Origin of the sequence: Desulfoferula mesophila, assembly GCF_037076455.1 — a bacterium.
GTDB classification, from domain to species: domain Bacteria; phylum Desulfobacterota; class Desulfarculia; order Desulfarculales; family Desulfarculaceae; genus Desulfoferula; species Desulfoferula mesophila.
This window is the reverse complement of record NZ_AP028679.1, coordinates 2,705,164-2,727,005: the sequence shown is the minus strand read 5'-3', so window position 1 is coordinate 2,727,005 and position 21,842 is coordinate 2,705,164. Positions and strand designations below refer to the sequence as shown.

Here is a 21,842-nt window from a genome sequence, read left to right as displayed (position 1 = left end):
CAATGTTTGGGTCACCAAGGCCCATCACCCCCCCGGGATGAGCGGGCTTGGGTTATTGGTGGGGATGGGCTGATCCTCCGAGGCGGATCGCGGCCACGTCTTTGCCTCGACCTGTTCCCTAAAACGTTCCCAAATTTATAGTTAGGATTTTGTGCTGGTGGGGGCCACCCCGGTCATGGGCCTCAACCTGGGCCTGCACGACGCCCAAGAGGGCATCAGCGCCTTTTTGGAAAAGCGCGAGCCCAAGTGGGAGGGTCGCTGAGGATTTTCAGGAGATATTAAAGCACCCGGCCCCAGTCACGGCCGATGACCTTTACTTCCAAAAGGGCTTCGTCCCGCGGCGAGGATAGGCGCACCGTGCCGGGCCAAAAGGCGTTGATGATCTTCATGGCCGCCTGCAATGGCTTGGGCGGGCCGCTCACCGTGAAATGGCTGATGCCCTTGGCGCAGGCCAGGCACAACAGCATGCGCGCGGCCAGGGCCGAGGGCAGACCGGCCCCGCTTTTGAGGAAGTGGGTGAGGGCCTCCACCGCCTCCAGGGCCAGGGCCTCGGGGCGGCTGCCCCGCTTGCCCAGGGTGGAAAAGCCGATGCGCAAGCGGCCGTCTCCGGCCCACACCAGCAGGGCCTGGCCCTTGCCGCCCTTGGCCCGGCGCAGGTTGCCCTCGCCGCTGAGCCCGTGCAGGGCCAGGCGGTCCAGGGCGCCTTGCATGGCCTGCTCGGCTAGGTGCACCGGCAGGTTGGAGCACAGCACCTCCACTCCCACCTCGCGGACCTGGAAAGGCTCCTCGGCCCGGATGGAGTTCAAGGGGCCGCCAGCCTCCACCACCGTGACCTCGGCCTCGCCGCCGCCGCCGGGGAAAAAGCCGGGGGATATCTCCCGATAGTCGGCGTTGAGACCCAGGGCGCGCCAGTTGGGCAGGAGCACCGTGGATATCTCGTCGCTGGTGGGACCGCCCATCACGTGGCTGCCCCCGCGCAGGATCAGGCCGCTGGTGCCGCCGGCCAGGGAAAGGGGCGGCAGCAGCATCTCCAACAGGGGGCTGAAGGGGGCGGAGCTGGGCTCCAGGTGGGCCACGTCCAGGTGGTAATCACCGGGTTGGGGCGGGCCGCCGGGGGTGAGGGTCAACTCCGGCGAACCGGCCTCGGCCTGCAACCGGCCACGGCTTACCGCCGAGGCGGCCACGGCCTGGGTAAGCCCGCCGGGGCCCAGGCCCGGCCGGGGACGGGGGGCGTCGTCCACCAGGCCGCCCAATCGCGTGGGTCGGCCGGTGATAAGGCTCAAAGCCAGGCCGATGCGTAAACCGGCATTGCGCGCCGCGCCGCCGTCTTTTATCTCCACCATGTCCTGCAAAAGAACTCCTCGTTGCTGGCGGGCCGTCTTGGGTGGAGCAACAGTATACCCCAGGTGGCGGCCGTCTCCCAGCCGAGGACGCTTGCCGCACGGCCCAGGCTCGGTTATCTTTGAGCCAACGGAAACAACGAGTTAGCCCTTGCTGTGATTAAGTTGTGACTATTTTGTGGTAAAAATATGTAGGCATACGCTTGGAATTGGCCTATTTATGCCAGTTTTCAAGCCGGGTTGCCAATATGGTTAAAATTAAAGTAGTTAGTTGAAGCAATTTATGGGGGCGACGTAAGGGGACGGCGAAGGCTGCGTGGGGATAAATTCACAGGGTGAAAATTACGCTGGGAATGAACGCTGATCAGAAAAATGGGTCGCGGCGATACTGGCCGGCCGGAGAACGCCTGGACGAGGCTAGTCGTCTGTTGCGCGAATCAGGCGCGGCCCTGTTGGGCGGCCTGGAGGGCGCTGGCCGGGCCTTTGCCTTGGCTCGCTTGTTCAACAGCGCCCCCCGCACCACCCTGGTGGTTTGCCCCACCTTGTCCATGGCCGAGACCCTGGTGCGCGATCTGGAATTTTTTCTGGCCGGTCAGGGCCGGGACGGATCGCCGGTGCGCCTGTTCCCGGCCTATGAGGTAAGTCCCTACCAAGAGCTGGACCCCCCGCCGGAGGTAACCGCCCGGCGCCTGTCCGTAATGTGGGAGCTCATCGCCGCCGAAGAGCCCCTGCTGGTGGTCACCTCGGCGGTGGCCGCCGCCTCGCGCCTGTGCCCGCCCGAGCACCTGCTTGATAATTTCTTGGAATTGAGCAAGGGGCAACGCCTGGAGCGCGACGCCCTGGTGGCCGCTCTGGCCCAAGGGGGCTACACCCCGGTGGGCCTGGTGGAGCAGGTGGGCGACTTCGCGGTGCGCGGCTCGGTGGTGGATTTCTTCGGCCCCCTGTTGGACGATCCGGTGCGGGTGGAGTTTTTCGGCGACGAGATCGAGAGCCTCAGGCGCTTCGATCCCAGCGACCAGCGCTCCCAGCTTCCCCTGCGAGAGGCCGGCTTGATTCCCTGCCTGCCGGTGGAGCTGTCGCCGGAGGCGGCCAAGCGGGCGGTGGAGCGCCTGCGCAAGCTGGCCCGGGAGGAGGGGCTCTCCACCCGCCGCCTGGCCGAGCTGGTGGAAAAGATCGAGCTGCGCGCCCCCTTCAGCGGACTGGAGTCGCTGCTGCCGGTGTTTTTCAAAAACGCCGGGGACATCTTCAGCTATCTGTCCGAAGAGGCCTGGCTCTACGTCTTGGAACCCGCCGAGGTGGACAACCGCCTGAAGGCCGACGCCGAGGAGATGGAGGTTCAGTTCGGCGAGGCGCGGGAAGACGGCCGGGTGGTGCTGGCCCCGCCCTTGCTGCGGCGCACTCCCGGTCAGATGGCCCAGCGCCTGAAGGAGCGGCCCCACCTTCTGTGCCGGGCCCTGGCCATGGGTCTGGACGAGCCGGGCGAAGCTCCCCTGGTGCGCCTGAAGGCCGAGACCTTCCCCGGCCTGCACCAGGAGCTCAAGCGCGGCGGCGAAGGGTCGGTGATCACCCGCTTCCTGGCCTGGGCGGAGGCCCGGCGGGAACAAGGCCGCAGCGTGACCCTGGTGTGCCGCTCCCGCTCTCAGGTGGAGCGCCTGGCCGAGCTACTCAGCGAGCGCGAGGTTCTGGTTCGGGTGGTGGGCACGGCCGCCGAGACCTGGCCGCCTCCCACCGACGAGACGCCTCTATTCCTCATGGAGGGGGTGCTCACCGCCGGGCTGGCTCCGGCCGAGCTGCCGGTGTGCTTCATCACCGAGGACGAGGTGTTCGGCGCGCCCCGGGTGGTGCGCCACAAGGCCCCGCCCCGGCTCAGCGAGATGCTGGCCGCCCTGGACGACATGGAGCCCGGCGACCTGGTGGTGCACATCGACCACGGGGTGGCCCGCTACGAGGGCCTGACCACCGTGGCCGTGGGCGCGGCGGAGAGCGACTTTTTGCACCTGACCTTTGCCGGGGGCGACAAGCTGTATCTGCCCGCCGACCGCATGGGGCTCATCAGCAAATACCGGGGCCCCGAGGGAGCCAAGCCCAAGCTGGACCAGTTGGGCGGCCGCGCCTGGGAGCGGGTGAGGGGCCGGGCCAAAAAGGCGGTGGAGCTCATCGCCCACGACCTGGTGGAGCTCTACGCCGCCCGCTCGGTGGCCAAGGGCAAGTCCTTCACCCCGCCGGACAGCGCCTTCCGGGAGTTCGAGGCCGGCTTCCCCTGGGAGGAGACCCCGGACCAGGCCCGGGCCATCCAGGACGTCCTGGCCGATCTTTCGGCCCCCAAGCCCATGGACCGCCTGGTGTGCGGCGACGTGGGCTTCGGCAAGACCGAGGTGGCCCTGCGCGCCGCCTACCTGGTGGCCATGCAGGGACGCCAGGTGGCATTTTTGGTGCCCACTACGGTGCTGGCCGAGCAGCACTACCAGACCTTCGTGGAGCGCCTGGTGGATCAGCCCCTGGAGGTGGCCTCCCTGAGCCGTTTCAAGACCCCGGCCCAGCAGCGGGAGGTCTTGGCCGGGCTCAAGGCGGGCGCGGTGGACATCGTGGTCGGCACCCACCGCATCTTGCAAAAGGACGTGGAGTTCAAGGATCTGGGCCTCATGGTGGTGGACGAGGAACAGCGCTTCGGGGTCAAGGACAAGGAGCGCCTCAAAAAGATGCGCCGCCTGGTGGACGTGCTCACCCTCACCGCCACCCCCATTCCCCGCACCCTGCAGATGAGCCTGTCGGGCCTCAGGGATCTGAGCGTCATCAATACCCCCCCCGCCGACCGCCGGGCCATCAAGACCTACGTGGCTTCCTTTAGCCCCAAGGCCGTGGCCCAGGCCATCGAGCGCGAGCTGGCCCGCGAGGGCCAGGTGTTTTTCGTGCACAACCGGGTGCAGGACATCGGCAAGATGGCGGCCATGGTGGGGCGCCTGGTGCCCGGAGTGCGGGTGGCCGTGGCCCACGGCCAGCTTCCCGAAAAGGAGCTGGAGCGGGTCATGCTCAGTTTCGTGCGCCGCGAGCTGGACGTGTTGGTGTGCACCACCATCATCGAGTCGGGCCTGGACATCCCCAGTGCCAACACCATCATCATCAACAACGCCGACAAGTTCGGCCTGAGCCAGATTTACCAGTTGCGGGGCCGGGTGGGGCGCTCCGAGCGCCGGGCCTACGCCTATTTGTTCGTGCGCTCGGAGGCCAGCCTAAGCCGCCAGGCGGCCAAGCGCCTCAAGGCGCTCATGGACTTCACCCAACTGGGGGCGGGCTTTTCCATCGCCATGCACGATTTGCAGATTCGCGGGGCGGGCAACATGCTGGGCGAGGCCCAGAGCGGGGTGGCCGCCGAGGTGGGCTACGAGCTTTATTTGCGCATGCTGGAAGAGGCCATTGCCCGGCTCAAGGGCGAGGCCCCGCCGGAAGGGCCGGAGCCCGAGCTCAAGCTGGGCCTGCCCGCCCACCTGCCCGAGAGCTACGTGCCCGATGCGGAGGTGCGCCTGAGTCTGTACCGGCGTTTGAGCGGGGTGCGCAACGCCGAGCAGCTGGAACAGGTGGCCTCGGAGATGAACGACCGCTTCGGCGCCCCCCCGGCGGCGGCGGACAACCTTTTGGGCGGGGTGGAGCTCAAGGTTTTGTTGCGCCATATGCAATCAGACCGGCTGGACCTGTCCAGCGACGGTTTGATGGCCTATTTCACCCATACCGAGGGCTTGAACCTGGACCGGCTATTGGCCATGGCCCAGGAGCAGCCGGAAAAGGTGCGGGTGTTTCCCGACGGCCGGGTGAAGCTGCGCTTGACGACCGAGCGCCCCCCCTTGGAGCAAGCCAAGCAATTCTTGCAATACATCAGTCGCGGTGGTAACTAGAGCCGATAACATGGCGGTATTAGTAACATCTCAGCAGGTGTCCTCCCATAGAGTCCCCAGGGGGCTCTATTGGGCGCTGGCCATCTTGCTGGCCGCGTCCTTGGTGGCTTGCGCTTCTGGTGAGAAACAGGGGCCGCCCTCGGTGGCCAAGGTGAACGGCAAGCCGGTGACTCTGGCGGCATTCCAATGCCGGGCCGCCTTCATGGGGCTGGGGGGAGATCCCGCCCTGTTGGAGCCGGAGTTGAGACGGGCGGTGCTGGATGGCTTGGTGACCCGCATGCTGCTGTTGGCCGAAGCCGCGCGCCAAGGCATAGTTTTGCAGCCCGAGGAGTTGGCCAAGCGCCAGGAGCAGCTTTTCAGCAAGTTGGCGCCCGATGTCTTCAAGCACAATTTGGCCGTGCACGGCATCAGCCAAGAGCAATGGCAAAGGGAGCTGGCCGACCAACTGTTGATGGAAAAGGCCCTGCGCCTCATCCTGCGTCCCCAGATACGGGTGACGCCCAAAATGATTACCGACTATTACCAGGGCCACCGCGAAGAGTTTTATCGGCCGGAGCAGATTTTGGCCCAGCACGCCCTGCTGCCCAACAAGGGTATGGCCCAGAAGCTGGTGGATCAGGTGCAGGAGGGTAAAGACATGAGCCAGGCCGCGGAGCAGATGGGCGCTCCCCTGGCCGGGGGAGGGCAGCCCACCTGGCTGAGCCGGGGCCACATGCCGCCGGGCCTGGAAGCCAAGGTCTTCGCCCTGAAAGCGGGCCAGCTGGCCGGGCCTCTGCCCAGTCCTTATGGTTTCCATGTGCTGCGGGTGACGGCCAAGCGTCCGGCCAGCTCCCTCAGCTTGGCCCAGGCCGCGCCGGAGATACAGAAAAAACTGGTCGCTCAAAAGCAGGAGGCGCTGGCCGTTTCCTTGCTAGAGGAGCTAAAGGCCAAATCGGTTATAATCTATGACCAACAGTTTTTGGATAAGGGCCAGGTGGCCTCTGCAAGGAGTAAATGATGCCGCGACGTTTCCTGTGCTGCTTCCTCATGGCAGGTTTTTTGGCTTTTCCCATGGGGCTGGGCTCGGCCCATGCGGCCGAGGAAGTGGTTGTCAACCGGGTGGTGGCCATCGTTGACGACGAAGTCGTCACCTCCATGGAACTCAACCGGGCTATACGCCGTCTGAAAATGGACCTGGCCCGCATGGAAGCCATGCAGCAAGCCGGCGGCGTGCCTCCGGCCCAAATCCGGCGGATGGCCCTGGAGCGCATGATCGATGAAAAGATCTTCGCCAAAGAGGTGAAGAGGCTCGGCCTGTCGGTCAGCGACGAGGAGTTGAACCACTACATCGACAGCATCAAACGAAACAACAACCTCACCGAAGAGGACTTCGTGGCCAGCCTGAGCCGCCAGGGAATGACCCTGCAGGAATACCGCGACGATCTGCGCCAAGATATCCTCAAGCAGCGCCTGATAAACCAAGAAGTCCAAAAGCAGGTGGTGGTCACCGATGCCGAGGTCGAGGAGTACTACAAAAAGAATTACGCGCAGTACCAAAACATGGACGAGGTCAACATCATGGCCATCTTCTTGAAGGTGGACCCCCAAGCCGGGTTGACCGCTGAAAACGCCGTGCGCCAGCAGGCGGAAAATATTTTACAAAAGATCAAGGCCGGCGAAGACTTCGGCAAGCTGGCCCAGCAGTATTCCCAGGGGCCGGGAGCTGAGAAAGGCGGGCGCTTGGGGCCGGTCAAGGCCAGCGACCTGTTGCCCAGCATGCGCCAGGCTTTGGGTGAGCTCAAGCCCGACCAAGTGAGCGAAGTGCTCCAGATCCCCCAGGGCTTCGTGATCATGAAGCTGATCGATCGCAGTGGCAGCAAGGATCTGGGTCTGGCCCAGGTAAATGAGCAGATACGCTCCAAGCTTGCCCAACAAAAGATGGAAAAGATATTCAAGGACTGGATGAAAAAGCTGCGCTCGGACAATTACGTCAAGATCATTGACTAGCCGGGACCTCATTTCCCGCAGGAGCCGCTATGGCCACAAGCCTCCGCCAAGGCTGGAGGCTTGGTTTATACGGGGCGGCCACAGCTATATTTTTGAAAGTGATTGGTGGTTGGCCCGCGTTTTGCAGATAACCACCAGCATGGCGCGCGCCTGAGTTGAACATTCTCCCTAGAGGGGCAGGCAGGGAGGATGCAAAACGAGGGCGCGCTCCTTTTTTATTACTTATGCCAAATATGACATATTAAGATATTTCGGGGCGTTGCAAGAGGTTTCCCCTCGGTGCCAAGGGCGTGTCCACGCCGGCTTTCAATTTTTCATCATTTTTCCGGGAAGCAAATTGCGGTGGTATATTGTTGAAAAAGGGCGTTAACGCCCGATTAAAGTCGGGCAAAAATGACTTAAACCCAGCAATCGATTAAAATCGGTAATTTAAACCCTAAATATTTCCGATGGGTGGTATCAGTAAGTTAAGGCAGCAATTTGTGGACATTATGCAGCAGTTTGTCCAGACCTTCCATTTTGTCCATAAATTCGGAAGCACCGGCCTGTTTGCACAATATCGGCATTCGCGGGTCGCCGTGGGCGCTGAGGATCAGAACCGGCTGGTGGGGTTGCCCCAAACCCATATTGCCCAATTCGCAACACAGGTCCAAGCCGTTGCCATCGGGTAGGCGCACGTCCAAAACCACCAGGTCGGGACGGCGCTGGGTTCTGTGCAGCCAGTTGCGGGCCTGCTCCCGGCTGCGGCATAGCACCAGCTCCATGCCCTCGCCCGTGAGCACATCCCCGTACAGGGCGGCTATGTCTTCGTCGTCTTCAACAAGTAGTATCAGCGGCTGCGTCAAGAGGCTGCCTCCAAGGTGACGGTGAAGGTGGTGCCCTGGCCAGGCTCACTTTCCACCCTTATGTCTCCATTGTGCAGCTTTACGATCTCTTGAACCAAGCTCAAACCGATTCCCAGGCCCTCCAGGCGGCCGGTGCCGCTCAGGTCGGCCCGGTAGAAGCGGTTGAAAATCACCGCCATGTGCTCGCGGTCGATGCCCACCCCCGAGTCGGCCACCTTGAGCATCACCTCTTGGCCTTGTTGTTGTAGGTCCAGGTGCACCTCGCCGTTTTCGTTGTTGTACTTGACGGCGTTGAGCACCAGGTTGTCCACCAGCTGCACCAGCTTGCCATGATGCCCACGCACCTTGAGTGGCTCCTCGGGCACATGGGAGACGTCGATGGCCACCTTGCGTTCGGCGGCGGCGGCCTGCAGGTTTTCGGCGGAGGTGCGCAGCAGGGCGGCCAGGTCCACCGGCTCCAAGGAGTATTGCTCCTTGGAGTGGCTGAGCCGGGCCAGGTCCAAAAGATTGTTGATCTGAGTTTCCAACTTATTGAGGTTGCGCCAGCATATTTCCAGGTACTTTTGACCCTGATCCTCGGAGGCCTTGCCTTGACGCAGCAGCTGCAAAAAACCCTTTAAAGAGACCAAGGGGGTCTTTAGCTCATGACTCAGGGTGGTCAGGAATTCGTCTTTTAGCTCTTCCACGCTTTTTATCTCCTCCAAGGCCTTTTCCAGTGCCGTGGATTTTTGCAATAGCTCGCTGTACAGGGCGTCGCGCAGGGTCACGTCGCGCAAGATGGTGCCCAGAACCCAGGGCTGCCCTCCAGAGGCACCCTCCAGAGATATGCTGGCCTCCACCCTGATGATACCGCTGGGTCCGTGAATGGAGCCGGTGATCAGTTCGCCGCCTTCGCTCAGCGCCCGTTCCCAGCCCTTGTCCAGCTTTACGAAACGATTTACCGGCTGGCCCAGCACCTCGTCCTTTAAAAGGCCCAAGGTGCGGCAAAAGGCGGTGTTGGCGTCCAGGATGCGCTGGCCGGCCGGGGCCAGGGAGAGAAACATGTCCGGGGCCGCGTCGAAAAATCGCCGGTACAGATTCAGGTAATCCAAAAGGGCTTCGTGCATTACCTGGATGGCCAGGGAAAGGCGTCCCATGTCTTGCAAGCGTTGGGGAGAGTCGGGCAGGGGGGAGGCTTCGCCCAAGGCCATGGCGTGGCAGGCCTCCACCAGGGTGTCTATTTGACGGTCTATGCGGCGGCGCAGCAGAAACCATCCAGCCAGGGCGGCCAAAACCGCGGCAAGGCCCATTCCCCTTAAAAACAGGGACCAGGCCAGCCAGCGACGCCACTCCAGGTCCTGGGGAGAGCGTTGCCAGGCTACGTAGTCCAGGTAGCCGCCCAACGAGGCCCAGGTTAGGCATACAAGGCCCACGGCAGCGATAAGCCAGAGCCATATTCTGGAAAAATCTTGCGCGCGCATAAGTGGGCTCACCTTATCGCCGCCACGTTCAAAGTGTCAACGCGGCAAAGCATGATTTGCTGTTGTTTTGTCGTGAAGCGGGTCATGATATATTTTAGCTATCAACCGGAGAGATTGGTAATGCATGTTCTGTTTCTGGCACCGGAAGTTTGGCCCTTCAAGCGGGTGGGGGGCCTTGCCGAGGTCGCCTACGACCTGCCCCGCGCCTTGGCCGCCCTGGGTCACAAGGTGGGGGTGGTCACCCCCAAACCGCGTTTGAGCCAGGAGATGGAACAGGGCCTGGAGCGCCTCGACACGGTGTTGGAGGTTCCGGTTTCCTGGAAGCGCCACTTGGCCGAGGTCTACCGGCACCAGGAGCCATCGGGGGTAGAGGTGTACCTCATCGGTCACGAGCATTTGTTCGACCGCGAGGGGCTCTACGGCAACGCCTACGGCGATTACGAAGACAACGCCGAACGTTTCATATTCTACAGCCGCGCCTGCCTGGAGCTGGCCCGGACCATGGACTGGCGGGTGGACGTGTTCCACGCCAACGATTGGACCACGGGCTTGGTGCCGGTATACCTCAGAACCCTTTACGCCGGAGATCCTTGCCTGAAAGACGCGGCCTCTTTGATGACCGTGCACAATCTGGGCAATCAGGGCCAGTTTTGGCATTACGACATGCCGCTCACCGGTCTGGGGTGGGAATACTTCGTCCCCGAGGCCCTGGAATTTTACGGACAGATCAATTTCCTGAAGGGCGGCCTGGTGTTCGCGGACATGATCTCCACGGTGTCCCACACCTATGCCCAAGAAATCCTCACTCCGGAGCTGGGCCGCGGCATGGAAGGCGTGCTCATGGCCCGGCGCGACCGCTTGGCCGCCGTCGTCAACGGCATAGACTACCAAGTCTGGAATCCGGCCGACGACTATCGCCTGGCCGCCAATTACGACCGCCACGATCCCTCTCCCAAGGCCCGTTGCCGCCAGGAGTTGATGGGGCACTACGGGTTGGAAGACGGCGGAGGCCGTCCCCTGGTGGCCGTGGTGGGCCGCCTGGAAGACCGCAAGGGCTTGGACCTTATCACCGCGGGCATGGAGCGGTTTTTCGAGGTGGGGCTCAACCTGGTGGTCATGGGCTACGGCGAGGACCACTACCATGTGGCTTTGGGCGAGCTGGCCGCGCGTCATCCCGGCCGTTTGGGGTTGACCATCGGCTTCGACATAGACCTGGCCCACCGCATCATGGCCGGGGTGGACATGCTCCTGGTGCCCAGCCGCTACGAACCCTGCGGCATCCATCAGATGCAGGCCCTGCGCTACGGCGTGGTGCCGGTGGTGCGCGACACCGGGGGCCTGGCCGACACCGTCGTGGACCAGCGGCCGGGCGTGGAAGGCACCGGGTTCAAGTTCGAGCCCTTCACCATGGAGGCGATGCTTCAGACCCTGGACAGAGCCAAGCAGGCCTACGACAGGCCCCAGGAATGGCGGGGGCTGATGCAGCGGGCCATGGCCCAGGACTTCTCCTGGCAGGCGGTGGCGCCCCGTTACGAAGAGATATACCGCAAGGCCCTGGAGTTGGCGGGCCAGAGGCAGAGGGCCTGAACCATGGACCACGAGCGTAGATTCGACGTCCTGGCCCACGTGGTGGAGATCGCCAACGCCTCGGTGGAGGCGCATGAGCGCCTGGACAGCATTCTGGGCACCATCAACAAGCACCTTGGGTCGCGACTGGCCGTGTTGTTTTTGCAAGAGGCCGCCAAAAGCCAACTGACCCAATCCAACGTCTGGCCCCGCCAGGCCAAGGAGGGCAAGGCCCTGGAGGTGCCCTTTGGCCAGGGCCCGGTGGGCCGGGCGGCCCGGGACCGTGAGCCCCAACTGGTGCGCGTATCGCTGCCCGCCGACGACCGGGCCATCGACTCCCTGTGCCGCCAAGACGAGCTGGCGGCCATGTTCCCCGTGATGGACGACAACCGAGTCTACGCGGTTCTGCTGCTGGTGTTCGAGCCGGGCAGGGAGATGGACAACGAGGAGGTGCTCCTGTTGCAGATGGTTTCCCGGGAGATGGCCGGCACCATCCGCAATCACCGCCTTTATTTCGACGCCAAGCGGCGCATCACCGAGCTTAACGTGATCAGCGAATTGGGCCGGGCGGCGGTTTCCACCATAGATCTGGACCAGCTTCTGGACACCGTGGCGGGCATGGTGGCCAAGTTGTTGGGGGCCAAGGGGGGCAAGGTGTGCATCAACGCGCCCACCAACGATCCTCCGCGGCTGCAGGCCCTTTTCGGCAAGGTGCCCCCGGAGTGCTCCGATATAGCCGACTGCCTGGGCGACTGTCGCTACTGCGCCACTCGGGACGGAGTTCCAGTGGAGGGCGACGAACGGGCCAGGGGCTTGTGCGTTCCCCTGAGCTTCAAGGGCAACTACGACGGCCATTTATGCGTGTTCGAGAAAATGGTGCTGGACAAGGATGCGGTGCCGCGTTTCAACGCGGAGGACTTCAACCTGCTGGTCACCATGGCCTCCATGATCTCCTCGGCCCTGGAGAACGCCCTTATCTTTCAGCGCATGGAGGTGTTGGTCCAGCGCAACGAGGAGATGGTGGGCGCCCTGGCCACCTTGTACGAGATCAGCACCGTGCTCATGACCACCATGGACTTTGAAGCCACCCTGCTCATCGTCATGGATGCCTTGACCCATCCCGCCGGCCTGGATCACGACCTGGTGGTGCTGTTCTTGCTCGACGAAGCCAAGGGGGTGATGCGCCCCGTGGCCAACATGAGCAAGGACCCGGACAATCAAGTGCGCATGGAGCTGACCCAAAGCCTGAGCGACCTGCGGGACCAGCGACCCCATCGTCCCTTGCTTACCGATTTGCGCTTGGCCAACCTGGAAGTGCCCTTCGACCCGCAGGACAGCAAGACCGCCCTTTATATCAACAAAGGGGCCAGCGTGATGGTGGACGATCCCCAAAACGACCCCCGGATCGATCCCGAAATGGTCGAGGTGCTCCACCTGCGCGAGCCCTTCGTGGCCGTGCCCATGTTCGCCAAGGGCAAGGTGGTGGGCGCCATCCTGGTGAACAACCGCATTAGTGGCCGCTCCTTTGGAGAGCGCGACCTCAAGCTTTTGGGCATGCTGGCCAGCCTGGCCGGTCTGGCCCTGGAGACCGCGCGGCTCTACCACAAACTGGAGAGCGCCAACAAGGAGCTGGCCCAGATGCGCAACCGCCTTTTGGAGGCGGACAAGCTGGCCGCCTTGGGCGAGATCGCCGCCGGGGTGGCCCACGAGATAAGAAACCCGTTGGTATCCATCGGCGGCTTTACCCGGCGCATTCGCAAGAAGGTGGGCGACGACTCGCCTATAACCGCCTACCTGGACGTGATCATCGAGGAGGTCTCGCGCCTGGAGCGCACCCTCAACGAGATGTTGGATTTTTCCTCGGACGCCCGCGGCCACTTCGAGGAGCACGATCTCAACAGCATCATCGAGCAGTCCCTGGAGTTGCTGGAACGCGAGCTGGCGGAAAACAACATCGAGGTGAAGCTGGAGCTGGGCCAGGGCCTGCCGCCGGTTTACTGCGACGACCGCCAGATAAAGCACGTGTTTTTGAACCTCATCCTCAACGCGGTACAGGCCATGGGGCCGGACCACGGGCGCCTGACCCTGCGCAGCTTCAGCGTGATGCGCGAGGGCAAGCAGTTCGTGGCCGGGGAGGTGAGCGACACCGGCGGCGGCATTCCCATGGAGGTGGTGCACAACATCTTCAACCCCTTCTTCACCACCAAGGACGCCGGATCGGGCCTGGGCCTGTCCATCGTGCACAAGATCGTCACCCGCCACTTCGGCCAGGTGGAGGTGCACAACCGGGGCAGCGAGGGAGCCTCCTTCCTGGTGACCCTGCCCGCGGCCGAAGAGGGGCGGGCCTACCTCAAGTAGGCGCCGAGGAGCACAATGAGCGGACAGTTGGTGAGCCTGGAGCAGGCGAGGCGCGACAAGGCGGCCAGGGCTGCCTTTGGTCCTTGGCAACGCCGCCTGGGATATCGTCCCCGCTCCGATGCCGCCCTTTCCGAGCTGCCCGACGATGTTTTGTGCAAGCTGGCCGAGCTGGGGCAGGAGGGCACCCTGGCCCTGTACGACGTGGTGCTGGGGGTGCGCGGACTGGGCCCCGGCGAGCGCTATCCCGACCTGGAGGCCAGGACCAAGCTGGAAGCCCTGGACGTGTTTTTGTTTCTGGCCGATCAGGTGCGCTTCGAGGTGATGGCGCGCCTGGGCTGGCTGGACCCCGGCCCGGTGCGCGGGACGAGCATCATGGAAATGGCCCGGGATTACCACCAGCTCAAGGCCGTGGCCGGAAGATCGCCCCTGAAGCTGACCCAGGACTATCCCTCCTACCAGCAGGTTGAGCGGCGCATGAACCTGGAGCCCGAGGCGGTGGTGCGCTCGGTGATACCCCAAGCCCTGGCCGCCTTCAAGGCCGCCCTGGACTGAGCGCATAGCCCAGCGAAACCATCGAAAATTCCCCGTTCCATTTTCTTGACACTAAATAATGATGGTGCTATTCATCATGAGCACCCGCATGACCAGCGCCCAGCCATGGTGGAGGGCGCTTCTGCTGATTTTTGGACAATAAGGAGAATCACGGAATGCCCGCCACGCCGTTTCTGGAGGTTAGTGAGGCCATCGCCCTGATGGGCGGCGATACCCTGTACCAGTGCATGCAGTGCGGTCTGTGCTCCGGGCTCTGCCCCTGGCCCGCGGTGGACAGCCCCTTCCGCACCCGCCAGCTCATCAAGATGGGCCAGTTGGGCCTGGAGGGCTTCGAGTCCGACGATATCCTCTACGCCTGCACCACCTGCAAGCTGTGCGTGGAAAACTGTCCCCGCGAGGTGAAGATCATCGACGTGATCCGGGCCATGCGGGCCATGATCGCCGAGAGCGGCGCGGCCCCCAAGAGCCTTAGCTCCATCATGGGCTCCATCCACTCCAAGGGCAATCCCTGGTCCGAGGAGCGCGACAAGCGCGAAAAGTGGACCGAGGGCCTGGATATCCCCCGCTTCGACGGCAGCCAGGAGTACTTCCTCAGCGTGTGCTGTACCTCAGCCTACGACCCCCGCTCCCAGCAGATCGCCAAATCCTTGGTCAAGGTGCTGGGCGCCGCGGGCGTGAGCTTCGGCATCATCGGCAACGAGGAAAGCTGCTGCGGCGAGGCCCTGCGCAAGATGGGCGACGAAGAGCAGTTCATGGGCCTGGCCGAGAAGAACATCAACCTGTTCAACGACAAGGGCGTCAAGAAGATCCTCACCACCAGCCCCCACTGCTACACCACCTTTACCCAGGAATACCCCGAGTTCGGCGGCGAGTTCGAGGTGGTGCACTACACCCAACTGCTCAAGCAGCTCTTGGACGAGGGCAAGCTGAGCCTGGGCGGCTACGGCAAGAAGGTGATCTACCACGACCCCTGCTACCTGGGCCGCCACAGCAAGGTGTTCGACGAGCCCCGCGAGCTGTTGGGCGCCGCCGGCGCGGAGGTCATGGAGTTCGACCGCAACAAGGGCATGGCCCTGTGCTGCGGCGGCGGCGGTGGCCGCCTGTGGATGGAGGCCGACCCCGAGCAGCGCTTCAGCACCCACAAGATCCGCGAGGCCGACGCCAAGGGCGCGGAGGTGGTGGCCACCTGCTGTCCCTATTGCATCAGCATGTTCACCGACAGCGCCAAGACCGAGAACGTGGACGAGAAGATCGAGGTCAAGGACCTGGTGGAGATCATCGCCGAGCAGCTCTAAAAGTTATCCGTAATCCATTCGCCCCCGGACCGTCACGGTCCGGGGGCTTTTGCTTGCTCCGAAATCTGCCGTAGAATTAAGGCGACCACCCAAGGAGCGCGGCATGAAGAGGATGATAATTTTCGCCCTGGCCCTGATCCTGCTGCTGGCCGCCGGCCCCGCCCGGGCCGCCCAGAGCCAGGGGGAGACGCTGGTGCGCGGCCTGTGGGCCCTGATCGCGGCCAAGGACATGGCCAAGATCGCGGCCACGACCAGCCCGGAGTTCCAGGCGGTGCACTCCTTCGGCGCCAACGACAAACAGGACGAGATGAAGCGGCTAGCGGGCCTGAACCTGGGCGCCTACACCCTGAGCGACTTCCACGCCACCGAGCAGGGCCCGGTGATAGTGGTCTCATATCACTTCGGCGCGGCCCAGGCCCGGGGCGACAAGCCCGCCCTGCGCCTGGAGGTTTTCATCAACACCGAGCAGGGCTGGCAGTGGCTGGCCCACGCCAACCTGGAGCCGGTGCAGTGAGGCCGCTCATGCCGCGCGTTGCCTGCCTGTGTGTCGCCGCGCTCCTGCTGCTGGCCCCGGTCGCCTGGGCCGAACCCCCGGTGAGCGGCGAGCAGTTGGTGCGCGATCTTTGGACGACGACGGCAGGCCGGCAGTGGCAACAAAAGGTCGGCGAGGTTTCGCCCGCCTTCATGTCCGTGCAATCCGCCGGGGTGCACGACAAGGCCACGGAGCTGGCCGCGCTGGACCGGGCCGTGATCAGCAACTACGTGCTCAGCGGGTTTCGCACCACCCGGCAAGGGCCGGTGTTGGTGGTCACCTACCTGGCCAGGGTGGAGACCATGAAGGACGGCCGGCGGGTGGGGAGCAAGACCGCCCCGCGCATGAGCGTGTTCATCAAGACCGACCAGGGCTGGCAGTGGCTGGCCCACGCCAGCGTGCCCGTGCCATAGGGGAGGGGAGAGCCGGTTTTCGCCCCCGGACCTGCAAGGGCTCGGGGGTTGGTTTTTGATACAAGCCTTGTCGTTGCGAGGAGCGCAGCGACAAAGCAATCTCGGGGCGAAGCAGGCGGCGCTATCACGAATAGGGGTTATCCATCCCCGCACCCGTCCACCATCCTTGACACCGCCGGCGTCTGGCCCTACAAATTACTTAACTAGTTACGCACCACCCGACGAGCCGACCCCAGCCAAGGAGAGAACGTGACCGCGCTTCCCGCCCTGGACCCCACCCTGACCTTTGAGCAAGGCCCCATCCGCCCGCCCAGCGAGGCCCGGAGCCTGCTCTTGCGCTTCACCCGCAACTGCCCCTGGAACAAGTGCAAGTTCTGCCCGGTGTACAAGCGCCGCACCTTCAGCCGCCGCTCTCTGGAAGAGATCAAGGCCGACATCGACGCGGCGGCCGAGATGCGCCGGGAGATTCTGGCGCTGTCCAAGGCCATGGGCCATGGCGGAGACGTCAGCGCCGAGGTGGTGAACCGGGTGTTCTCCACCCCCACGGTCAGCGACGCCTTCCGCAACGTGGCCGGCTGGCTCTACTACGGCACGGGCAACGTGTTCTTGCAGGACGCCAACAACCTGGTGATGAAACCCGAGGTGCTGGCCGAGGCCCTGCGCTATCTGCGGGAAAAGCTGCCCGAGGCCAAGCGGGTCACCACCTACGCCCGCTCCTCCACCGCCGCCCAGCGCAGCGTGGAGGAACTGACCATGCTGCGCAAGGCCGGGTTGGACCGGGTGCACGTCGGCCTGGAGACCGGCTACGATCCGCTGCTCAAGTTCATGAACAAGGGGGTCACCGCGGCCAAGCAGATCAAGGGCGGGCAAAACATCAAGGCCGCGGGCATGGAGCTGAGCGAGTACGTGATGCCCGGCCTGGGCGGGCGTAAATGGTGGCGCGAGCACGCCGTCGCCACCGCCGAGGTGCTCAACCAGATCAACCCCGACTTCATCCGCCTGCGCACCCTAAGGGTGCCCGAGCGTATCGAACTGCACAAGGACCTGGTGGCCGGTGATTTCGTCAAGCTAAGCGACGACGAGACGGCCGAGGAGATTCGCCTGTTCATCGCCACCCTGGAGGGCATAACCTCCACCATCACCAGCGACCACATGATGAACCTCATCGAGACGGTAGGCGGCAAGCTGCCCGAGGACAAGCCCAAGATGCTGGCCATCCTGGACGATTATCTGGCCCTGCCGGATCATGAGCGCCTGCTGTATCGCATCTGCCGCCGCATGGGCCGCTGCCGGGAGCCCCGGGACATCGACCGTATGGGCCTCAGGAGCGATTTGGAGTCCAACCTGGCCCGCATCGAGGCTTCGGGGCACAACGCCGACGAGGTGCTCAACGAGCTGGCCGACTCCATGGTGTAGCGGCGCAGCCTGGAAGCCGGGGGTTTTGCTGGACGGCTTTGGGTGCTCCTCGACGTAGGTAACGCTACGGCTGCGGGCCCCCTCGCCGTTCGCCTTGTCCACGCCCTCCAGTCTGTGCCGCCTCGGGGCGGATGCCTGCCTTAGGCCGCACAATGGGTTGGTAGCCAAGCCCATGCCGTGGTAAACCTCGGCCATGTCAAACGTAAATCTAGAACGCCGCATCAAACGCCAGGCCTGGTTCCCGGAACACCGCTTTTTCGCGGTGACCGCGCCGGGGCTGGAGGCCCTTTGCGCCGCCGAGCTCACCGCCCTGGGCGCGGGCGAGGTGCAGCCCGAGACCGGCGGGGTCAACTTCAGCGCCAAGCTGGAGCTGGCCGTGGCCGCCAATCTGTGGTTGCGCACCGCCGGCCGGGTGTGGTTGCGCCTCAAGGACTTTAGGGTGCGGCTCTGGGAAGACCTGACGCGCCAGGCCGAGGCGGTGCCTTGGGAGGTGTTCCTGGCCCCCGGCGCGCCGCTCAACATCCAGGTGGCGCTCAAGGGGAGCAACCTCAAGCACACCGGGCGCATCGCCGAGGTGGTGGGCCGGGCCGCGGCCCAGCGCCTGCGCGAGGTAGGCCTGGCTCCCCCGGTGCCCTCCGAGCCGGGCGACGAGAACGCCCAGCGCCTGCAGGTGCGGGGCAACGACCGGCGGGCGTCCATCAGCCTGGACATGAGCGGGGCCCACTTGCACAAGCGGGGCTGGCGGGCTCAGGGCGGCTTGGCCCCCTTGCGCGAAGACCTGGCCGCCGCGCTGCTAATGCTCTGCGGCTACGACGGCAGAGAGCCCCTGCTGGACCCCATGTGCGGCAGCGGCACCCTGGTCATCGAGGCCGCGTCCCTGTCCCGTGGCCTGCCGCCGGGGCGGGGCCGCTCCTTTGCCTTCGAGTCCTGGCCCTGCCACCGGGAGGCGGCCTGGAATTATCTGAAGCGCCACACCCTGGAGCAGGCCCTGGCCGCCCCGGCCGCGCCTATTCTAGGCCGCGACAGCAACCGCGAGGCCGTGGCCCTGGCCCAGGGTAACGCCGAGCTGGCCGGGGTGGGGCAGGGGGTCGATTTGGAGGCGGGGGACTTCTTCACCGCCGCGCCGCCCGCCGGGCCGGGGCTGTTGGTCATGAATCCGCCCTATGGCAAGCGCCTGGGCAGCGTGCGCCAGGCCCAGGATTTGGCCCGGCGCATCGGGCAGCGCCTGACCCAGGCCTATGGCGGTTGGCGCTGCGGGGTGGTGCTCTACCGACCGGAGTGGGCCGAGGCCCTGGGCCTAAGCGAGACCACCGCCATCACCGCGCCCTTCGGCGGCCTGCACGTGACCCTGCTCTTCGGCACCGTCCCGCAGAAATAAATCTTTTTCGATAAATTTTTCAAAATAAAAGCGTGTAGCGGCACAGCCAGGGGCCAGCAGACAAGGCGCCCGGCGACGCGGGTGCCGCAGGCGTAGGTAACCTACGCCGAGGCAGACGCGACGTCGGCAACGCAGTATGCTGGTTTCTGGCGAAGCCGCCTAGCTACATGTTCCAGCCGCCCGACACCTCCCACGCCGCGCCGGTAACAAAGCTGGCCTCGCTGGAGGCCAAAAAGGCGATGACGTTGGCGATTTCGCCAGGCTGGGCCATACGCCTCAGCGGGGTCTCGGCCAAGAGCTTGGCCTTGATCTTCTCGGACATCATGGCGCGAATGGCCGGGGTGTTGGTGAGGCCGGGCAACACGCAGTTGACCCGCACCCCCTGGCGGGCCATCTCCCGGGCCGCCGACTTGGTGAGCCCCACCATGCCCGCCTTGGCCGCGCTGTAGGCAGCCTCGCCCTGGCCGCCGATCTTGGCATACACGCTGGACACGTTGACGATGGCTCCTTGCCCGGCCTGGGCGAACACCGGCAGCACCGTCTGCATGCCCAGCAGACAAGAGGTGAGGTGCACCTCCAGCACCGCCTCGAAATCGCACCGGTCCAGCTTGGCCACCCCGCCGGGGCGGTCGAAGCCCGCGTTGTTCACCAGCACGCTGAGCGGGCCGTAGCGGCGCACCGCCTCGGCCACCACCTCTTGCCAGTCCTCGGCCCGGCGCACGTCCATGGCCAGAGCCGTGGCCCGGCCGCCCGCGCCCTCTATGGCCAGGGCCCCGGCCTCGGCGCCGGTCAGGTCCTGGTCGGCCAGCACCACCGCCGCCCCCAGGTTGCCCAGCTTTTCGGCCACGGCCAGGCCGATGCCCCGCCCCGCTCCGGTGACCAGGGCCACCTCTGTGTTGAAGTCCATGCGCCTCTCCATGCTTGCGGTCCTCTCGGGCCGGATTTGTTCGCCTGTTCTTGGGATAGCCTGTTTTGCCGCTCCGGGTCAATGGCAACCGTAAGCCAAACCTTGACCGCCGCGCCCGGCGATGATAAACACCAGGCACAAGCCATGTGGTGTGGCGCTCCCTCGGGAGCATGGGAAGCCGGTGAGAATCCGGCGCGGACCCGCCGCTGTGAGTGGGGACCAAACCCGCGATGAGCCACTGGCCGGCCTCCGGGGAGGAGCGCGGGCCGGGAAGGTGCGGGGAGTAGGGCGATCCACGAGCCAGAAGACCGGCCACGCCATGCACGCCCCGGTCGTGGGAGATGGTAAATCACCGATCCCATCAAAAAAACAACTTTAAATTAAGCATGTTGCAGTAGTAGGCTTTTTTCGGGGAAGCATGGGGGAAGCAACGGGATCAATTTCGGCCTGTTTTGTGCCCTGGCGGTGTTGAAAAGAAGCTGCCCTAGAAATTTAAACGCGGTTTACCCCACCGGAAGATTGGGGTCCGGCTGGGACGGCCCCTCGCACTTTTTCCCTGTCAGCTCCTCTATATCCAACCGGAGCACGACGGTGGCGTTCACGTAGGCCGGGGTGTAACGCGGCCGGTCTTGCCCGTGGTAGTGGCGCACCAGGCAGTTGAGCCCCTCTATCTTTTCGTCATAGTCCGTGAGCAGGCTTATGCGGCCCATTCCCACCACGCTCTTGTATTTCATGCCGCAGTTGCAGCGTACCTGGGTCTCGATCATTTGGTGATCCAGGCTCACCTAAAAGCAGGCCAGGTTGTTGCGCCGGATGATGTCCAGCTTCTTGCCCTGGGGCGCGCTGTGCAAAAACAGGGCGGCCCGATCCCCGTGGCGGTAGCCGTAGTTCATGGTCACGAGGTAGGGGACGTTGTCGTCCGCCAGGGCGATGCGGCACACCTCGCCGCGTTCAAGGATGGCGTCAATTTCGCTGCGGTCGGTGATTTCACGTTCTTGCCGGTGCATGAAACATTACCTTGCGGAGAGACGGGTTCGGGTTGATGTCCCGCACCCGTAGTCGATGGGCCCAAGGGGACTTGCTCCAGATTATCATGGTGGGGAACCTTTTATCCCCCTCCAGCCTGAACGCTCTCAAGTCCTTGGTCAAAATGAAAGCGGCGCCCTCAGACTCTACAAATCTTTCATCCTCGGGGCCGAGCTCCAAAAATAGCGGCATGGTTCCTATCCCCATTATAACCCAAAAGCCCGGCTTGGAGGCGCTCAGGCGGCCACAGAGCTTTTATTGCCGTCCAGCATGTCCAGGACCTCGGCCAGGCTGACCTGGACCACCGGCGGGCCGTCCTTGAACATGCCAATGTGCTTGCCCAACAGCTCCAATGCCCGGAGCTTGTCGCACAGTTGGAACTCGGTGGTGACCGTCTCGGTGGGGTTCTCTCCGCCGGTGACCACCCGCCGCTCCTTGACCTTGATCACCGCGACGCTGGCGCCCCCGGGCAGGGCCTGGGAGGGATGCAACCGGACACCATCGGGCCCCCAGGTGCAGTAATCGTCCATCTTGGCGAACGCCACCTTTGCCAGGTCGGTCACCACCTGCTCCGCGCTGATCTCCAGCTTTTCGGCTCGCTCGTCCACGGCCTTCTTAATCGCCGCCGCGACGTGAGGTTTTGTTAGGTTCTCCGCGCCGATCTCCTTGGCCGTTTTAGGGCTGTACCCGGCCCTGATGGCGGCCTGGGTGGCGTTCAGATCTTGGAGATACTCCTGGATGAAAACCTTTTGCTTGGCGGTCAGGGACAAATCAAGCACTCCTTTCCATGGTGGCGAATCTCTTGCCGCCGCTCGCGGCTGTCGATGCTGATCACGGGCGGCATGTATCTAGGCCCCACCATGTGGAGGGAACAGCGA

At 64.0% G+C, this 21,842-nt stretch carries 16 protein-coding genes, 1 pseudogene and 1 riboswitch; of the genes and pseudogenes, 11 read left to right on the top strand and 6 right to left on the bottom strand.

Annotation, left to right across the window (positions count from 1 at the left end; translation table 11 throughout):
- Positions 1 to 278 precede the first annotated feature (278 nt).
- A complete protein-coding gene (locus tag AACH32_RS12295) occupies positions 279 to 1,343 on the bottom strand; it encodes an RNA 3'-terminal phosphate cyclase (protein WP_338599820.1) in 1,065 nt (354 codons plus the stop codon).
- A 425-nt stretch (positions 1,344 to 1,768) separates the two neighbouring features.
- Here AACH32_RS12295 and mfd point away from each other — a divergent pair, with 425 nt between their 5' ends.
- From mfd to AACH32_RS12280, 3 genes are read left to right on the top strand one after another with little or no spacing between them, the layout of a single operon-like run.
- Complete coding sequence (mfd, locus tag AACH32_RS12290; RefSeq protein ID WP_338599818.1) at positions 1,769 to 5,230, top strand: transcription-repair coupling factor; 3,462 nt, start codon at positions 1,769 to 1,771, stop codon at positions 5,228 to 5,230.
- Positions 5,231 to 5,240: 10 nt separating this feature from the next.
- Positions 5,241 to 6,227 carry a peptidylprolyl isomerase gene (locus tag AACH32_RS12285; protein ID WP_338599816.1) on the top strand — a complete coding sequence of 329 codons (987 nt, stop codon included), beginning with the start codon at positions 5,241 to 5,243 and terminating at the stop codon, positions 6,225 to 6,227.
- Positions 6,227 to 7,216 carry a SurA N-terminal domain-containing protein gene (locus AACH32_RS12280; RefSeq protein ID WP_338599813.1) on the top strand — a complete coding sequence of 330 codons (990 nt, stop codon included), beginning with the start codon at positions 6,227 to 6,229 and terminating at the stop codon, positions 7,214 to 7,216. The genes AACH32_RS12285 and AACH32_RS12280 overlap by 1 nt, the downstream gene beginning before the upstream one ends.
- 467 nt (positions 7,217 to 7,683) lie before the next feature.
- On the opposite strand, the gene AACH32_RS12275 is transcribed toward AACH32_RS12280, so the two are convergent.
- Both AACH32_RS12275 and AACH32_RS12270 read right to left on the bottom strand, forming a co-directional pair.
- Entirely contained in the window at positions 7,684 to 8,061 is a 378-nt protein-coding gene (locus tag AACH32_RS12275; protein ID WP_338599810.1) for a response regulator, read from the bottom strand.
- A complete protein-coding gene (locus AACH32_RS12270) occupies positions 8,058 to 9,521 on the bottom strand; it encodes a sensor histidine kinase (protein WP_338599808.1) in 1,464 nt (487 codons plus the stop codon). The genes AACH32_RS12275 and AACH32_RS12270 overlap by 4 nt, the downstream gene beginning before the upstream one ends.
- 120 nt (positions 9,522 to 9,641) lie before the next feature.
- On the opposite strand from AACH32_RS12270, the gene glgA reads away from it, so the two are divergent.
- The 8 genes from glgA (at position 9,642) to AACH32_RS12230 (ending at position 19,031) form a co-directional block, all read left to right on the top strand.
- Positions 9,642 to 11,108 carry a glycogen synthase GlgA gene (glgA, locus tag AACH32_RS12265; protein WP_338599806.1) on the top strand — a complete coding sequence of 489 codons (1,467 nt, stop codon included), beginning with the start codon at positions 9,642 to 9,644 and terminating at the stop codon, positions 11,106 to 11,108.
- 3 nt (positions 11,109 to 11,111) lie between these two features.
- A complete protein-coding gene (locus AACH32_RS12260) occupies positions 11,112 to 13,445 on the top strand; it encodes a GAF domain-containing protein (protein ID WP_338599804.1) in 2,334 nt (777 codons plus the stop codon).
- Positions 13,446 to 13,460: 15 nt separating this feature from the next.
- Entirely contained in the window at positions 13,461 to 13,997 is a 537-nt protein-coding gene (locus AACH32_RS12255; RefSeq protein WP_338599801.1) for a hypothetical protein, read from the top strand.
- A 155-nt stretch (positions 13,998 to 14,152) separates the two neighbouring features.
- Positions 14,153 to 15,292, top strand: coding sequence for a (Fe-S)-binding protein (locus tag AACH32_RS12250; protein ID WP_338599798.1), 1,140 nt, complete (start codon positions 14,153 to 14,155; stop codon positions 15,290 to 15,292).
- A gap of 103 nt (positions 15,293 to 15,395) precedes the next feature.
- The gene (locus AACH32_RS12245; protein WP_338599796.1) at positions 15,396 to 15,806 is read left to right on the top strand and encodes a nuclear transport factor 2 family protein; all 411 of its coding nucleotides are present in this window, start codon (positions 15,396 to 15,398) and stop codon (positions 15,804 to 15,806) included.
- 8 nt (positions 15,807 to 15,814) lie between these two features.
- Positions 15,815 to 16,237: a nuclear transport factor 2 family protein gene (locus AACH32_RS12240; RefSeq protein WP_338599793.1), complete on the top strand. Its 423-nt coding sequence runs from the start codon at positions 15,815 to 15,817 to the stop codon at positions 16,235 to 16,237.
- Between the two features lie 249 nt (positions 16,238 to 16,486).
- Entirely contained in the window at positions 16,487 to 17,653 is a 1,167-nt protein-coding gene (locus tag AACH32_RS12235; protein WP_338599791.1) for a radical SAM protein, read from the top strand.
- A 193-nt stretch (positions 17,654 to 17,846) separates the two neighbouring features.
- Positions 17,847 to 19,031 carry a THUMP domain-containing class I SAM-dependent RNA methyltransferase gene (locus tag AACH32_RS12230; RefSeq protein ID WP_338599789.1) on the top strand — a complete coding sequence of 395 codons (1,185 nt, stop codon included), beginning with the start codon at positions 17,847 to 17,849 and terminating at the stop codon, positions 19,029 to 19,031.
- A 163-nt stretch (positions 19,032 to 19,194) separates the two neighbouring features.
- On the opposite strand, the gene AACH32_RS12225 is transcribed toward AACH32_RS12230, so the two are convergent.
- The 3 genes and pseudogenes from AACH32_RS12225 to AACH32_RS12215 form a co-directional block, all read right to left on the bottom strand.
- On the bottom strand, positions 19,195 to 19,938 hold the full coding sequence (locus tag AACH32_RS12225; protein WP_338599786.1) for an SDR family NAD(P)-dependent oxidoreductase: 744 nt from the start codon (positions 19,936 to 19,938) through the stop codon (positions 19,195 to 19,197).
- A 135-nt stretch (positions 19,939 to 20,073) separates the two neighbouring features.
- Positions 20,074 to 20,269: riboswitch (cobalamin riboswitch) on the top strand.
- A 172-nt stretch (positions 20,270 to 20,441) separates the two neighbouring features.
- Positions 20,442 to 20,945: pseudogene (locus tag AACH32_RS12220) on the bottom strand (pyridoxamine 5'-phosphate oxidase family protein).
- A gap of 255 nt (positions 20,946 to 21,200) precedes the next feature.
- Positions 21,201 to 21,734, bottom strand: coding sequence for a terminase small subunit (locus AACH32_RS12215; protein WP_338599784.1), 534 nt, complete (start codon positions 21,732 to 21,734; stop codon positions 21,201 to 21,203).
- Positions 21,735 to 21,842: the final 108 nt, after the last annotated feature.